General features: G+C 38.4%; 18 protein-coding genes. 14 read left to right on the top strand and 4 right to left on the bottom strand.

Features of this window, described 5'->3' with window-relative positions; all coding sequences use genetic code 11:
• Window positions 1-105 precede the first annotated feature (105 nt).
• The 5 genes from thrS to BAU15_RS09825 all read left to right on the top strand — a co-directional run bounded on the left by thrS (window position 106) and on the right by BAU15_RS09825 (window position 6,537).
• Entirely contained in the window at window positions 106-2,043 is a 1,938-nt protein-coding gene (gene thrS, locus BAU15_RS09845) for a threonine--tRNA ligase (protein ID WP_161842583.1), read from the top strand.
• A gap of 399 nt (window positions 2,044-2,442) precedes the next feature.
• Window positions 2,443-4,539 carry a penicillin-binding transpeptidase domain-containing protein gene (locus BAU15_RS09840; protein ID WP_161842582.1) on the top strand — a complete coding sequence of 699 codons (2,097 nt, stop codon included), beginning with the start codon at window positions 2,443-2,445 and terminating at the stop codon, window positions 4,537-4,539.
• Between the two features lie 586 nt (window positions 4,540-5,125).
• The gene (locus BAU15_RS09835; RefSeq protein ID WP_161842581.1) at window positions 5,126-5,482 is read left to right on the top strand and encodes a hypothetical protein; all 357 of its coding nucleotides are present in this window, start codon (window positions 5,126-5,128) and stop codon (window positions 5,480-5,482) included.
• A complete protein-coding gene (locus BAU15_RS09830) occupies window positions 5,483-6,154 on the top strand; it encodes a helix-turn-helix domain-containing protein (RefSeq protein ID WP_161842580.1) in 672 nt (223 codons plus the stop codon).
• Entirely contained in the window at window positions 6,118-6,537 is a 420-nt protein-coding gene (locus BAU15_RS09825) for a hypothetical protein (RefSeq protein WP_161842579.1), read from the top strand. Before BAU15_RS09830 ends, BAU15_RS09825 begins: the two co-directional genes overlap by 37 nt.
• Before the next feature lie 166 nt (window positions 6,538-6,703).
• Here the strand turns inward: BAU15_RS09825 and rpmG are convergent, their stop codons facing one another.
• The 3 genes from rpmG to BAU15_RS09810 form a co-directional block, all read right to left on the bottom strand.
• Complete coding sequence (gene rpmG, locus BAU15_RS09820; protein WP_034685451.1) at window positions 6,704-6,853, bottom strand: 50S ribosomal protein L33; 150 nt, start codon at window positions 6,851-6,853, stop codon at window positions 6,704-6,706.
• Between the two features lie 128 nt (window positions 6,854-6,981).
• The gene (locus BAU15_RS09815) at window positions 6,982-7,461 is read right to left on the bottom strand and encodes a glutathione peroxidase (protein ID WP_161842578.1); all 480 of its coding nucleotides are present in this window, start codon (window positions 7,459-7,461) and stop codon (window positions 6,982-6,984) included.
• A gap of 90 nt (window positions 7,462-7,551) precedes the next feature.
• Window positions 7,552-8,229 carry a hypothetical protein gene (locus BAU15_RS09810; RefSeq protein ID WP_161842577.1) on the bottom strand — a complete coding sequence of 226 codons (678 nt, stop codon included), beginning with the start codon at window positions 8,227-8,229 and terminating at the stop codon, window positions 7,552-7,554.
• Between the two features lie 334 nt (window positions 8,230-8,563).
• On the opposite strand from BAU15_RS09810, the gene BAU15_RS09805 reads away from it, so the two are divergent.
• The 8 genes from BAU15_RS09805 to BAU15_RS09770 all read left to right on the top strand — a co-directional run bounded on the left by BAU15_RS09805 (window position 8,564) and on the right by BAU15_RS09770 (window position 13,818).
• Window positions 8,564-9,226: an aspartate/glutamate racemase family protein gene (locus tag BAU15_RS09805; protein WP_161842576.1), complete on the top strand. Its 663-nt coding sequence runs from the start codon at window positions 8,564-8,566 to the stop codon at window positions 9,224-9,226.
• Between the two features lie 83 nt (window positions 9,227-9,309).
• Window positions 9,310-9,822: a dihydrofolate reductase gene (locus BAU15_RS09800; RefSeq protein ID WP_161842575.1), complete on the top strand. Its 513-nt coding sequence runs from the start codon at window positions 9,310-9,312 to the stop codon at window positions 9,820-9,822.
• A gap of 199 nt (window positions 9,823-10,021) precedes the next feature.
• Window positions 10,022-10,594 carry a 5-formyltetrahydrofolate cyclo-ligase gene (locus tag BAU15_RS09795; RefSeq protein ID WP_161842574.1) on the top strand — a complete coding sequence of 191 codons (573 nt, stop codon included), beginning with the start codon at window positions 10,022-10,024 and terminating at the stop codon, window positions 10,592-10,594.
• The gene (locus BAU15_RS09790; protein WP_161842573.1) at window positions 10,591-11,292 is read left to right on the top strand and encodes a rhomboid family intramembrane serine protease; all 702 of its coding nucleotides are present in this window, start codon (window positions 10,591-10,593) and stop codon (window positions 11,290-11,292) included. Before BAU15_RS09795 ends, BAU15_RS09790 begins: the two co-directional genes overlap by 4 nt.
• 303 nt (window positions 11,293-11,595) lie before the next feature.
• Complete coding sequence (locus tag BAU15_RS09785) at window positions 11,596-11,808, top strand: YqgQ family protein (RefSeq protein ID WP_161842621.1); 213 nt, start codon at window positions 11,596-11,598, stop codon at window positions 11,806-11,808.
• Window positions 11,808-12,773, top strand: a complete 966-nt coding sequence (locus BAU15_RS09780; RefSeq protein WP_161842572.1) for an ROK family glucokinase — start codon at window positions 11,808-11,810, stop codon at window positions 12,771-12,773. Before BAU15_RS09785 ends, BAU15_RS09780 begins: the two co-directional genes overlap by 1 nt.
• A 15-nt stretch (window positions 12,774-12,788) precedes the next feature.
• The gene (locus tag BAU15_RS09775) at window positions 12,789-13,184 is read left to right on the top strand and encodes a rhodanese-like domain-containing protein (RefSeq protein WP_161842571.1); all 396 of its coding nucleotides are present in this window, start codon (window positions 12,789-12,791) and stop codon (window positions 13,182-13,184) included.
• A 274-nt stretch (window positions 13,185-13,458) separates the two neighbouring features.
• On the top strand, window positions 13,459-13,818 hold the full coding sequence (locus BAU15_RS09770; RefSeq protein ID WP_161842570.1) for a DUF488 domain-containing protein: 360 nt from the start codon (window positions 13,459-13,461) through the stop codon (window positions 13,816-13,818).
• A 219-nt stretch (window positions 13,819-14,037) separates the two neighbouring features.
• On the opposite strand, the gene BAU15_RS09765 is transcribed toward BAU15_RS09770, so the two are convergent.
• Window positions 14,038-14,205 carry a DUF3042 family protein gene (locus BAU15_RS09765; RefSeq protein ID WP_161842569.1) on the bottom strand — a complete coding sequence of 56 codons (168 nt, stop codon included), beginning with the start codon at window positions 14,203-14,205 and terminating at the stop codon, window positions 14,038-14,040.
• A gap of 167 nt (window positions 14,206-14,372) precedes the next feature.
• Here BAU15_RS09765 and BAU15_RS09760 point away from each other — a divergent pair, with 167 nt between their 5' ends.
• Window positions 14,373-15,536 (top strand): galactokinase, encoded by a 1,164-nt coding sequence (locus tag BAU15_RS09760; RefSeq protein WP_161842568.1) that lies wholly within the window; start codon window positions 14,373-14,375, stop codon window positions 15,534-15,536.
• Window positions 15,537-15,544: the final 8 nt, after the last annotated feature.

Raw genomic sequence — 15,544 nt, 5'->3', positions numbered from 1 at the left:
ACGAATTTTCGTCCTAGTATCTTTAGAGATGCTAGGACTTTTTTTGTATTCCGAGGGCAGGTGCACGACTTTTTCAGATCAAATATAGAGGAGGAAATGATAGATATGGCAATTAAAATTACTTTTCCAGATGGCGCAGTTAAAGAATTCGAGTCTGGTATCACAACATTAGCAATTGCAGAAGGCATCTCAAAAGGCTTAGCAAAAAAAGCTTTAGCCGGCAAATTAAATGGGGAGTTGATTGATTTAACTCGCCCAATCGAAGAAGACGGTAAGATTGAAATTATTACCCCAGACCACGAGGATGGATTAGGAATTTTGCGTCACTCAGCGGCTCATTTAATGGCCAATGCGTTACGTCGTTTGTTCCCAAATATTCATTTTGGTGTTGGACCAGCGATCGATTCAGGTTTTTATTACGACACAGACAATGGTGAAAACCCAATTACAGCAGAAGATTTACCAGCAATTGAAGCGGAAATGATGAAAATCGTTAAAGAAAATAATCCAATTGTTAGAAAAGTCGTGACAAAAGCTGAAGCGTTAGACTTATTCGCGGGTGATCCTTACAAAGTGGAACTCATTACTGATCTACCAGAAGATGAAGTGATTACTGTCTATGACCAAGGCGATTTTGTGGATCTTTGTCGTGGCGTACATGTTCCTTCAACTGGACGTATCCAAGTCTTCAAATTATTGTCAGTGGCGGGTGCTTACTGGCGCGGAAATTCTGATAACCATATGATGCAACGTGTCTACGGAACAGCTTTCTTTGATAAAAAAGATTTGAAAGAATTTATCAAAATGAGAGAAGAAGCCAAAGAACGTGACCATCGTAAATTAGGAAAAGAATTGGATCTCTTCATGGTTTCTCAAGAAGTCGGTTCAGGCTTGCCATTCTGGTTACCAAAAGGCGCTACAATTCGTCGTACAATTGAACGCTATATTGTCGATAAAGAAATTAGCTTAGGCTATCAACACGTTTACACTCCAATTATGGCGGATGTTGAATTGTATAAAACTTCTGGTCACTGGGATCATTATCATGAAGATATGTTCCCACCAATGGACATGGGCGATGGCGAAATGCTGGTCTTGCGTCCGATGAACTGTCCGCATCACATGATGGTCTATAAAAATGATATTCATTCATACCGCGAATTGCCGATTCGAATTGCTGAACTTGGCATGATGCATCGTTATGAAAAATCAGGGGCTTTATCAGGGTTACAACGTGTGCGTGAGATGACTCTAAATGATGGACATACTTTTGTTCGTCCAGATCAAATTAAAGATGAATTCAAACGGACATTGGAGTTGATGTTAGCTGTCTATGAAGACTTTAATATTACGGATTATCGTTTCCGCTTAAGCTATCGTGATCCAAAAAATACAGATAAATATTTCGACGATGATGCAATGTGGGAAAAAGCCCAAGTCATGTTGAAAGCAGCTTTGGATGAAATGGAAGTTGATTATTTTGAAGCAGAAGGCGAAGCAGCTTTCTACGGACCAAAATTGGATGTTCAAGTAAAAACTGCCCTAGGAATCGAAGAAACTTTATCAACGATTCAATTGGACTTCTTGTTGCCTGAACGTTTCGACTTAACTTATGTGGGTGATGATGGTGAAAATACACACCGTCCAGTCGTGATTCACCGAGGTATCGTTTCAACAATGGAACGTTTTGTTGCTTACTTAACAGAAGTCTATAAAGGAGCTTTCCCAACTTGGTTAGCACCAATCCAAGCAACAATCATCCCAGTTTCAGTTGAAGCTCATTCGGAATATGCACATACTGTTAAAGAACGTTTGCAAGCGCAAGGGTTACGTGTCGAAGTTGACGATCGTAACGAAAAAATGGGCTACAAGATTCGTGGTTCACAAACACAAAAAGTGCCTTACCAATTAGTTGTCGGAGACAAAGAAATGGAAGAGGCAACAGTCAATGTTCGTCGCTACGGTAGTAAAGAAACAAGCGTCGAAGAGTTGAATATGTTTGTCGAAGCGATGTCTGATGAAGTGAAAAACTTTAGTCGTTAATTGAATCAATAAGTATTTAAAGGGAGTGTGGCGAATTGATGTCACACTCTTTTTTTCCTAGATAATAAAAGAAAAATTTTAAGGATAAAAAATCAGGAAGTTGTCCACAAAATTTGAGGGCAAAAAAATGTTTCACGCAAATTGAGTACTTAATTTTATTGGAGAAGCTCATTTTAAAGAGTTTTTACGAAAATAAAAAAGAAACAATTATTTTCTGTGAAACATTTGGACGTGAATTTTGACTAAAGTCAGGTAAATATATTAAATCTTTTCTTAGAAGAGCTATTTTTCCTTTTTAAATAGAAGATTTTTAGTTACAATAGAACAATGAGTGAATAGGCCCTTAACGAAAAGGTGCGTAGGTCCACTTAAAGGAAAAGTTGGAAGGATTACGATAAGATGAAGAAAGATTCAGGCTTCGGTCATAATAAACAAGTGAATGAAACAAAAGAAGAGCAAGCGAGACGTTCTCATATCCCTTTTCGCTTAAATTTTCTGTTTTTTATTATATTTACCTTGTTTGTCGCATTAATTGCCCAACTGGGGTCGCTACAAATTATAAATAAAAAAGATATTGATCAAAAAATTGAAGCTTCTTCCACGACTGAAGTCAGTGTGAGTACGCCGCGTGGGATGATTTATGACGCAAAAGGTCGAGCGCTAGTTTCTAACAAAGCGAATGCTGCGATTACTTTTACACGGACGAATTCGATGACTGGCGATGATTTATATAAATTAGCCAATAATTTAGTCAAATTAATTCAAGTTGACCCAGATAAATTGTCTGAACGTGATAAAAAAGATTATTGGTTAGGCAGTAAAGAAAACCTCAAAAAAGCTCAAGAACGTTTATCCAAAGCAGAAAAAGAAGAAACAGATATTAGTAAACAATATCTGGCAACGGTAGATAAAGTTACTGCTGAGGAAATCAAATTTACAGATATTGAGCTAGAGGCGGCTACGTTATTTAAACGGATGAATAGTGCTTATGCATTGACGACCGTTTTCGTCAAAAATGCGGATGTCACAGATAAAGAACTTGCACTTGTTGCAGAGCATGCGACGGATCTACCAGGGATTTCGACGGGGACTGACTGGCAACGAGAGTATCCTTACAAAGGCTCGTTAACAGATATTTTAGGACGCGTTTCTAGTGAAAAAGAAGGAATTCAAGCGGACGATTTAGAAGAGTATCTAGCAAAAGGCTATGCTCGAAATGACCGTGTCGGTACCAGTTTGTTAGAGAAGCAATATGAAGAAGTCTTGCAAGGGACGAAGACAAAATATGAAATTACATTGGATCAGAACAATGAAGTTGTGAGCAAAACGGAAAAAAGCCAAGGGGAGAAAGGTCAGAACCTGGTGCTAAGTATTGACTCTGCTTTCCAAGAGAAGGTCGAACAAATTTTAAAAACAAACTTCGAAGATATGATCAAAAGCGGGAAAGCTAAATATTCACCGGGTGTTTATGCGGTGGCGCTTAATCCAAATAATGGTGATGTTTTAGCGATGACCGGCTATCAACATACGCCTGAAACCAAGGAATTGGAGTTGCGACCTTTAGGAACGATTCTTGATGCGTACACGCCGGGATCGGTCGTCAAAGGGGGAACCTTAACGTCAGGTTATGAAGCAGGTGTAATCACAGGAAATGATGTACTGATTGATTTGCCAATCTACATTCAAGGTTCAGCGGTGAAAAAATCAGTCTTCACGACAGAGTCGCCACGAGAAATTTCGGCGCAAAAAGCCTTAGAATTATCTTCCAACGTGTACATGATGCAGATTGTTTTCAGAATGTTGGGCATTAGTTACGAACGTGGTATGACCATGCCTTATGCGGCGGAGCAAGCGGACATATTTGGTAAACTACGTAAAGGCTTTAATGAATATGGTATGGGTGTCAAAACAGAAATCGATATTCCTAATGAAGAAGTCGGCTTGTCGTGGACCAATTTTGGTGAAAATGGCCCGAATGCTGGGAACCTACTGGATTTATCTTTTGGACAGTATGATACCTACACAACGATGCAGTTGGCTCAGTATGCAGCGACCGTGGCTAATGGCGGTAAACGAATTGCACCACATGTCGTCAAAGGCATTTATGACAACAAAGAGGACGGGGCTTTAGGCTCAGAAAAAGAAGCGATTGGTCCGAAAGTCTTAAATGAAGTTAATATCACGACAGATCAAATGAACATTATCCGTCAAGGATTTTATGACGCGGTTCATGGAAATGATGGCTATACGACAGCGAGAAGTTTAGCTGGTGCCAAGATGGAGGTCTCTGCGAAAACCGGAACGGCCGAAACGAATGCACCCGGTAATCCTAAAATTGCGACTGTGAATAGTAATATCGTTGCTTATGGGCCATCTGATAATCCAGAAATTGCTATCAGTGTGATGTTACCGAATCTTACGGATGAAAAAGATCACAAAAACTTAGTCATTGCGCAACAAATTTTAGATGCTTATTATGATATGTATATGAAATAATTGGAAAAATAAACTCCTCGAATTCTCATGAGAAAGCTAAGTTAGCTCTAGCTCTCATGAGGATTTTGGGAGTTTTTTGATTGGGATTTTTTTATGGAAAATGGCTGGGGACATTCAGATCATTGAAGGAAAATAAATAAAAAGCCGCGCTTAGTTGAGCGATTATACAAAAAAAGAGAGATACCATATAGGTATCTCTTTATGGATTATTGTGGGCGATTAAGGCCCAATGTCAAAAGTTATGGGCGCTTACGTCCCTCTATAGTGATAATACTAGTAGACTTTATTAAAAAGTCAACTATAAGAATCCTTCGTTATCCTGTAAAAAAGACAGTAGATTTTTTGTAGCAGAGCAGCAAAATGGAAAGTCGTCTTAAAATTCAAGTTATTTTATAGTAGTAAAAAACAAAATAAGGGTGTTCGTAATCTAAAGGGGTTTCTACCAACTTTTGTAAATTAGGCTTAATAGTTTGCTTTAGTGACTTTTTTATGGTTATACTGTTACTGGAGAGTAACAAATATATGGTTGGCAAAACTTCCTTATTGTCCAAATAATTGAATATATATAATTCTGGAGGACGTTAAATTGGATGTAGGGGTTAAAAATCAAGTAGAACTGTTCCTAATGAGTTTTAGAAATTTTTTTGACGAGGGTAGAATTAAATATGAATTCAATCGGAAAACATCATTATTTTTTACTGAGATGGGTTGGAGTAAAGTTAAAGCTGCTAAATATATAAGAGAAAATATCAATATAGTGGATTACTGTGAGGGACCCAATCCTCACCATTTTAAGCCAAATACTACTGTTACGATTTTCGGAGTTGAATTAGATAATCGCGAAATTTATGTAAAAATATCAATTGACGATAATGATTGTGGTTGTATGTCATTTCATCCTTGTGAACGACCATTGAATTATCCGCTGAAAGGAGTGAGCTAAATGGCTAATTTGAATGAGCAAAAAAGATATTGTAGCGAGTGTGAACATTATAGCGAGTTTTCTGAAGTTAAATTAGAAGAAAGCTTACGAATTAAAGGTGTGCCAATTACGGCATCACATATTTACTACGAGTGTAATAATTGCAAAGAATTATTCGAATCATTTGATGATCCAGATTACAATACTAGAATTGATTTTGAAATATATAGCTTTAAAGTAGGAATTTTGAAGCCGGTAGAAATAAAGCAACTTAGAGAAAATTATGGTCTATCTTTAAGACAGTTTGCTGAAATAATTGGAATTAGTTATAGTACTTTATCTGAAATTGAAAATGGCTATATCTTGCATAGTAAGCATTTAGACAGTACCTTGCGATTATGTGAAAATCCTGTTTCTTTTAGAGATTTATTTTTAACCAAAGAAAAATTTTTAAAAGGGAATTATGATGGGGTTAAAGAGAATCTACTGGCTCTCTGTTTAAGTTCAGATGATAGGAATGCTGAAATAGTGGGAGATTTTAAGGCAATGGTTTCTGATTTAGCTGATAAAACACAAGAAGCAATTCGTGTCACAAATATACTGAAATATGAATCAGAAGATTTAAATAGAAAAATAAATGGTAAGGAGAATGGGTCTTGGAGCGAGAAAGTTATAGCAGTATTTTCAAGCTAGATAAAACAGATTTGATTAAATTGAATTATTCGAAAGCAAAACTAAATGATTCGGTAGCAGTTCAAGTAAACTTAAAGAACAAGATATCTCCAAAAAAAAATGTGATCAAAGTAACAGGAATTTTAAAATTGAGTAGTGATGCTAAAAATATAGCTTGTGAGATTGAAGTTGAAAGTATTTTTAGAAAGAACAGTAGCAAGGACACAGTAGAATTGAGCAGTTTTGATGATTTATCTGAAGAAGAAAAAAGTTATTTTATTCTGCCAGCCGTTTCAAAAGCATGTCTAATTTTAGCCAATATGACGGATGAAAGTTTACGGAATCCACTTATTCTTTCGCCACAACAAATTACTGAAAATATCATAAAAAAAGACCCCAGCTAAGGTCTTTTTTTTAATCCCCATATTTCTTAATAAATGCCTTGTAATGTAAAAACCAAAATAAGAGTGTACGTAATCTACACACTTTTCTACCAACTTTTGCAAAATAGACAAAATAAAAAACGCTAAACCTTGATAAATCAAGGGTTTTAGCGTTTAGTTTGAAAGCTTATTTAGTTTCGCGGTGCAAAGTAACTTTTCTTTCGCGTGGGCAATATTTTTCTTTTTCCAAGCGATCAGGTGTGTTACGTTTGTTTTTGCTTGTTAGGTAGTTACGTTCTTTACAAGAAGTACATTCTAAAGTGATGTTTACGCGCATGATTTTCCCTCCCATACATACTGGAATTCTCCAAGATAACTCTTAGACTTGAATAGTTTACCATGTATTAAAACAGAATGCTAGACTTTTTCTTAAATTTTGTTAAGTAATTCTACTTGACGAAATTTTTATTTGGCTAACTCGGCTAGAATGTCTGATTCAATTTCTTCGGGCTTAACAGTTGATGCGTAGCGTTTTATCACATCACCTTTACGATTAACTAGAAATTTCGTGAAATTCCACTTAATCGTTTTGCCAAGTAAACCACCTTGCTCATTCTTCAAATACTTATAGAGTGGATCTGCTTCTTCACCATTGACTTTAATCTTAGCGAACGTTTCAAAAGTCGTCTGGTAAGTTAATTGGCAGAAGTCGGTAATTTCTTGATCACTGCCAGGTGCTTGATTACCAAATTGATTGCAAGGGAAGTCTAATATTTCCAAGCCTTCTGACTGATATTTTTCATATAAATTTTGTAAGCCTTCATATTGGGGCGTAAAACCGCAGCCTGTCGCAGTGTTAACAATCAGCAAAACGTTGCCCTTGTAGTCGCTTAAAGATTTCATTTCGTGGTTGGTTTGTTTGACTTGGTAGTCATAAATACTCATAATAATCGCTCCTTCTCTTTCCTTAGTTTAATCGTTTTCGGCAAATAAGCCTACTAGGATGACTTTTTATTTCGTAAGAATCAGCAGATACTAATTAATGACCATAACCTCAATTAATTGTTTGATATCCTCAGGATTATTAGTGGGAATAGGGATTATGCTAGCTTGATCTAAAATACTTTGAGAAATCTCATTGGTACCATTATCGCCAGGAAAATGGCTAGGCACGGGATATTTTGTGATGGTGCCATCGTAATTACTTGAATAGACGACTAGACTTTGATAGCCGAAGAGTCCAGTCAGAACCACCGTTTCTCGATTGAAAACTAAGCTATTTTCTTCATAAGGATTGACGGGTGTGCCGACGGGCTGATTAGTGACTTGGAGTTCGAATCCCGGATCTTCTAACCAGTCTTTGTAAGTGGTGCCCATTGTGGCAAGCCAAACTCTGGCGTATTCAATCTGTAAATTGGAATAGTTGGCTAACGGATCGGTTGGTTCAGAAGTTGATGGCGCCGTGCTCTCAGTCGATGAGCTTGTTGTTTGAACAATTGATTCGGCTGATGGTTGTGGCTGCTCGCTAGTCACGCTTGTGAATGTAGTTGAAGCGCTAGTTTGACTAGACTGAGTCTGAGTGGTTGTCTGTTGGGCAGAAATCGCCGTAGGTTCAGTCGAACGTTCAGTTTTATCGGTAGTGTCCGTCTGTTTGCAACCAACTAATCCTAAAATTAAAGCAATTGGAAGTAGCAGTAACCGCGTTTTTTTCATGATGCGCACCTCGTTTGAGTTATGTATATTGTTAGTGTACCTTATTCGGAAAAGCATTGATAGGAAAATGCGGATAGGGAAAGTGAAAATTCTACGTAGTTATAGAAGAAGAGGAAGAGCAGAGAGTCTAATCTATTCGATAATCAATGTTCTGGACTAGCCTTTCATGCCGAGAAATAGTATGATTAAAGGAAAAATTGGTGAGACGAGGCAGATTATTTCTATTTAAAAGAGCAAGGGTTGAGGAGATTGCCAGAATAGATATGACGACGGTCATGAGAATGGCGCGAATGGAAATGAAAAAGCCACGGTCGAAGGATTGTGAGGGGTTAGTATGTCTAAAAAAATCGCGGTCATGGCGGGGACGAAGGTCGATACAGAACAGGGAATTCAGTTGGTGAGAAAACAATTCGCTAATCAGCTAGTTGCTTGTCCAATTTCTGAAACGCCTGTTGAGCAAACGTATTTTCAAACCATGGATGCAGACGAACGGGTGGCAATAATAGATCAGATGATTGCACAATTAATCGTTGAGGAACAGGTTGCGGTATTTCTCATCTACTGTAACTCGCTCAGTGCTAGTGTTGATTTTGAAGCGTTGGCTGTGAAACATCAAGTGCCTATCTTGACGCCATTTCTATACTATAAAGAGTTGGCCAGAACGTATTCTCGGATAGGTGTAATTAGTGCGAATGCTCAAGGTGCAGCTGGTATTGAACGGGTGATTGTCCAAGAAAATAAACGGACTAGAGTCTATGGAATAACCAATCTCGATTGGGTGGATAGCATTGAAAAAGGGCGCTCACCACAAGAAATTTGTGAGCGACAAGGAATCCGCGAATCGATTGACTTTTTCGAAAAAAATCAGGTGGACGGTATTTTATTTGGCTGTACCCATTTTCCTTATTTTCTAGGTGCCTACCAGCAGCTGACGGCGCTTGAATGTTGGAATGCGGATGAATATTTACTCGCCACTCTCAGAAAATTAATTGCCTAGTTAAGTGGTTGTCCTAATGATTTATGAAAATACAGGACTATTTATAAAAATTGATAAACAAAAAAATAAAGAGGTGCATGAACATGTTTTTATCAATATGGGCTCAGGATCGTAATGGCTTAATCGGTAAAGAAGGACTATTGCCATGGCATTTACCAAATGATATGAATTTTTTTCTACAACATACGGTCGATTCGATAGTTGCGATGGGACGAAAAACGTATCAAGGGTTGGATTACCGCAGTGAAAAATACCGACATATTTTGGTGATCACTTGCCAAAAAGAGTTGCCTGTACGCCAGAATGCGGAGGTAATCTCATCGGTAACAGAGTTATTGAACTACGCGGAACATTGTCGAGAAGATATCTATATATCAGGAGGCAGTCGTCTCTATAAAGAGATGTTACCTTACACGTCAGTGATCTGGCGGACGTTGATTGATGCGGAATTTGAGGGAGATACCTATATTGAAGAAATGGATTTCTCAGCATTTGAATTAGCTGAAGAGATTCAAGGAATTGTCGATGAAGAGAATCTTTATCCCCATGTATTTCAAAAATGGGTTAGAAAAGCCGACGCCCCGATACAGCAGTAGGCTCGTATTTATTGTATGCATAATAAAAGAATATTTGTGAGCTGTTTTAACTTTAGTTTGCTTGTTAGTTTGAAGTGATAATTTTTCGTAAGGGGATGCCCCTTCAATGAAGGAAATATGATTTTTGTATGAATTCATTCGAGAAAGATTGCCATTTTCTTTATTTTTCGTTACCATTTGATAAGGGAGTGGAGCGCGCATGGATAAGAAGGCACACAAAAAAGTGCTTAGAGGAAAGACGATCCAACTATTACAAGAATTACATCAATTTCCTGAAGCTAAACGAGAAAGAGAACAAGCCATCTTGGCGCAGCTTTTTGCAAGTGAGCTATGGCAACAGGCTCAGTCAGTAGCAGCCGTCATCTCTTTGGGCTTTGAGTTTGAAACCTCGGCGATTTTTGCTCAAGGCTGGCTGGAGGGAAAACGAATGGCTGCACCAAAATCGTTTCCTAAAGGGGAAATGATTTTTTATGAAACAACCCCGCAGACCACCTATACACGTTCATCATTTGGCGTTCAGGAGCCCGCTTCAGAATTAATTGTACCGTCGGATGAGTTGTCTTTGATTATTGTACCAGGTCTTGTTTTTTCACCTGATGGCTATCGAATTGGCTTTGGTGGGGGCTATTATGATCGATATTTAGCTACCTATACAGGACAAACGTGTAGTTTGGTGTTCCGTGAACAGCTTCAAGAAAATTGGCCAGTTGAGTCCTTCGATATTCCTGTCGGACAGCTGTTTACAGATTTTGATAAAGGAGTAAATAGATGAATTATCAGCAACAAATGAAACTTAAACGCTGGCTGAACAAGCCTTTTTTAACGTATGCTTTTTTGGGGATTCAGACGGTTGTCTTTTTATTAATGTTTTTATCGCCAACACTGGATCAATGGTTTTATGCGAATGGGACAATGTATGGACCGCGTGTCGCTTTTCTACATGAATATTGGCGCTTAATTACACCGATGTTTATCCATTTTGGCTTATCACATTTTGCATTAAACTCCGTAGTCTTATATTTTATGGGCTCGCAGATTGAAGCAATCTATGGGCATGGTCGCTTCTTCTTACTCTATTTATTGAGTGGGATTATGGGAAATATGGCTAGTTTTGCTTTTAATGGTCCGACGACTGTCGCTGCCGGATCAAGTACCGCGTTGTTCGGGATGTTTGGCGCCTTTTTGATTTTGGGTGTTCATTTTAGAGACAATGCAACGATTCAAGGGATGGTTCGTCAATTCGTTTTATTTGTGGCGATGAACTTATTGTTTGGTGTATTTGATCAAACGATTGATATCTGGGGTCATGTCGGTGGGATTGTTGGGGGGCTCTTATTAGGTAGCTCAATTGCTCTACCGCATAATAAGGAGCGTTACTCGATTCATGAACGAATTATTGCTGGCGGAATTTACATCTTCCTGCTAGTTGTTCTTTTCCTGATGGGATTAAAAAAATATGGCTTGATCTAAATTAGTGGGTCAAGTTATTTATACGACTACTAAATGAGATGCCTTCTTTTTTTGAGAGGCATCTCATTTATTTATTTGCGCTGATTTTTTTGGATGGTTTTTGAAATTGATTTTTGGGGTCGATTTTTTGCGCTAATTTTATCAGCTAATTAAGGAAAAACTGGGGAATTTTTGTTATACTAGAAATTGTAGTTTTTTATTTTGAAAAAAATTGAACAAACTAGTCAATCGAGTAAGAAAAGAGTCGAAATAGCATTGTAAAAGATAGGACGAGTCTTGTATAATGTTCAAGGAAGTGCAAAAATGGAAAGCTTGTATGATGTACAACAATTATTTAAACAATTTGGCATTTACGTGTATGTGGGCGCAAGGATTTACGATATTGAATTGATGACAATCGAGCTGAGAAACCTGTATGAAGGACGGCTGATTGATAAAGATACGTATATGACTGCTTGGCGAATTTTAAAAAGAGAACACCACATTGAGGAAAGCCGACAGAAAGGAAAATACTAATGGATAAAAAAATTATTGGGATTGATTTAGGCGGAACTACAGCAAAATTTGCAATTTTAACGACAGATGGTGAGATCCAACAAAAATGGAGTATTGATACCAACATTTTAGATGAAGGTAGTCATATCGTTCCAGAGATTGTTGAATCAATCAATCATCGTTTGGACCTTTATAATATGACCAGTGAAGATTTCATTGGTATTGGTATGGGGACTCCTGGGAGTGTCAATCAAGAGAAAGGTACCGTGATTGGCGCCTACAATTTAAATTGGTCAACTTTGCAACCGGTACGAGAATTAATCGAAAAAGGTACGAAGATTCCGTTTACTTTGGATAATGATGCCAATGTTGCAGCTTTAGGCGAACGTTGGAAGGGTGCTGGAGAAAATGATCCTGACGTTATTTTTATCACGCTCGGAACAGGCGTTGGTGGCGGAATTGTCGCTGAAGGGAAACTACTTCATGGAACGGCTGGTTGCGCGGGTGAGATTGGTCACGTGACGGTTGATCCGAATGGTTTTGAATGTACCTGTGGCAAGCGTGGTTGTCTAGAAACTGTTTCTAGTGCGACTGGTGTGGTGCGTGTGGCGCGTCATTTAGCGGAAGAATATGTCGGTGATTCTAAAATTAAAGCGTTATTGGATGATGGCGAAGAGGTGTCTAGTAAAGATATCTTTGAGTATGCGCAAGCAGATGATCCATTTGCCTTAATGGTGGTTGACAAAGTGTGTTTCTACCTGGGCTTAGCTTGTGGGAACTTAGGAAATACCTTGAATCCATCAAGCATTGTCTTAGGTGGCGGCGTTTCGGCTGCTGGCGAGTTTCTACGCTCACGTGTTGAAAAGTATTTCAATGAATTTACTTTCCCACAAGTGAGAGAAAGTACAAAAATTAAATTAGCTGTGTTAGGCAATGAAGCCGGTGTTATCGGGGCTGCCTCACTTGCTTTACAACTTGATAAATAGAAAGGTTTGAATTAAATGTGGGTAGTTAATATCGTATTAATTTTAATAATTCTGGCGATTGCAGGATATGAATTGTATATTCGTTTCATGGGTAAGCGCTCAGCAACTACGTTAACGGAAGAAGAATTTCGTGAGGGGATGCGTAAAGCGCAAGTCATCGATGTGCGTGAAAAAGATACGTTCGATGCAGGCCATATTTTAGGCGCAAGAAATATTCCTTACACTGTTTTAAAGCAATCTTATGGCTCTATTCGTAAGGATCAACCAGTCTATATTTATGACCAAAAGAAAAGTATGAGTATTCGTGCTGCGGCTAAACTGCGCAAGCAAGGCTACAAAGATATTTATCTGCTTAAAGGTGGATACGATGGTTGGACGGGTAAAATTAAGAAAAAAAATATCACGTATTAAGCACTTTTTACGTTAGGTAGATTGAAATAAGTGACTAAATGGTTTCCTCTGAGCTTTTTAACTAAAGCTTGGAGGATTTTTTATTTTTTGAGCATCGTTATTAGTAAATCTTCTGCGCAAAAATAGCCTAGGTGAAATCGAAACAATTTTTTGGGATTTCATTTTCAGGTGGTGCGTTTAGAATGGTTTACTTTTGTCTAAATTGCTGAAAATGCGTAAGATAGAAGTAGCAAATGACAGAGGAATTACTTTAGAGATTGGAGGAGGAATCGCGATGATTAAGCTAAAAAGAGCATATGAGGAACCAGCAGAGGCGGATGGTTACCGTGTATTGGTGGATCGATTATGGCCGAGGGGCGTTTCGAAGGAGCAGGCGCAGGTGAATGAGTGGCTCAAAGAAGTTGCTCCTAGTAATGAACTGCGTAAATGGTTTCATCATGAGGCAGAAAAGTTTGCAGAATTTAAAGAAAAATATGAAGCAGAATTAGCACAAGGAACGGGTAAAGAGGCGTTTGCTGAATTGCTGGAAATCGTCTCAGAGAATCCCGTCGTGACTTTAGTCTATGGAGCCAAGGATACGGTAGCTAATCAGGCTGTTTGTCTAAAGGAATGGCTCGAGGCTGAATCAAGTTAGAACGTGGAGGTCGAAGACACAGTAAAAGACAAAGATTAAGCTGATGAGAAAAAAGGTCAAAAAAATGACAAAGATGAAAAATAGACAAAGAGATAGACAGAGAGACAGCGAACGAAATAGACAGCGCAAAACAGCCCCTACTGTGCGAGCAGTTCAATAGAGACCTAAAAAATTTAGAGGCTCTGTTTACTGCTAGAAGTAGGGGCTGTTTTAGTTGTTTTAACGAGTGATCCGTTTTCTCATGGCTTTTTTACGGTTTTCTTCAATCATTGCCTCTTTTTCTTCAATAGGATCAATGATGATTTTTTTTGCAGCTACAATTGTTCCAGCGATAGCCGCCATAGTTGCTACGCTGCCGACAAATAGTCCAGATACGAAATTTTTCATAGGAAACACCTCTTTATTCTAATATTATTCTACTCCTATATTATCGCTGATAACGAAGGAAAAGACCAGTAGAAAGATTATTTTTGTAATCGGTTTATTTTGAGTTGTAAATATTTAGTAAATGTTTTATAATAAATTTACTAAAAGAAATTAAAGGAAGTGTTCGCATGTTAAAAGACTTGCATAAAGAGTTTCAAGAAGTATTTGATGGTGAAACGGCAACCGGCGATTATTTTGCACCAGGAAGAATCAATCTAATCGGAGAACATACTGATTATAATGGAGGCTATGTTTTTCCGGCTTCGATTACGATTGGTACCTATGGATTAGCTAGAAAAAGAACAGATAAAATGGTTCGCTTGTATTCTAAAAACTTTGCGGAACTGGGCCGGATTGAATTTTCGTTAGAAGATTTATCTTACAACAAAAAAGATAATTGGACGAACTATCCTAAGGGTGTGATTGCCTACCTAATCGAAGATGGCTACGACGTATCTTCAGGTATGGATCTCTTTATTTATGGCACGATACCGAATGGTGCGGGCTTATCTTCATCGGCTTCTCTCGAATTATTGACTGGGGTCATTGTGCGGGATTTATTTGATTTATCAGTGGAGATGTTAGATTTAGTCAAATTAGGGAAACGAGTGGAAAATCAGTTTATCGGCGTAAATTCAGGAATTATGGATCAATTTGCCATCGGTATGGGTCAAAAAGACCATGCCTTATTATTAGATACAAATACACTGTCGTATGAAGTGGTACCAGCCGCTTTTGGTGAGTATGTCGTGGCGATTATGAACACGAATAAGCGTCGAGAATTAGCGGATTCGAAATACAATGAACGCCGAGGCGAATGTGAAGAAGCGCTACGCCGCTTACAAACGAAGCTCGCTATCCAAAGTCTTGGTGAGTTAGATGAAGAAACATTCTACGCAAATACGGATTTAATTGGCGATGAAACCTTGATTCGCCGTGCTAAACACGCGGTGACTGAGAATCAACGGACATTGAAAGCCAAAGCTGCTTTACAAGCGAATGATTTAGAAACATTTGGCCAATTATTGGATGCTTCTCATGAATCATTACGTGATGATTATGAAGTGACGGGAATTGAACTTGATACCCTAGTTGCGGCAGCTCAAGCACAACCGGGCGTTTTAGGGGCTAGAATGACTGGGGCTGGCTTTGGCGGCTGCGGAATTGCTTTAGTAAAAGAAGCGGTCTTGCCAGAATTTATCGAGGCGGTTGGCGCGGCTTACAAAGAAAAAATTGGTTACGCGGCAGACTTTTACAAAGCAAGCATTGATGATGGCGCCAGAAAACTGTAAGATAGATA

The organism is Candidatus Enterococcus huntleyi, from assembly GCF_009933175.1.
Classification (GTDB): domain Bacteria; phylum Bacillota; class Bacilli; order Lactobacillales; family Enterococcaceae; genus Enterococcus_K; species Enterococcus_K huntleyi.
This window is presented reverse-complemented; position numbering and strand designations above follow the sequence as displayed.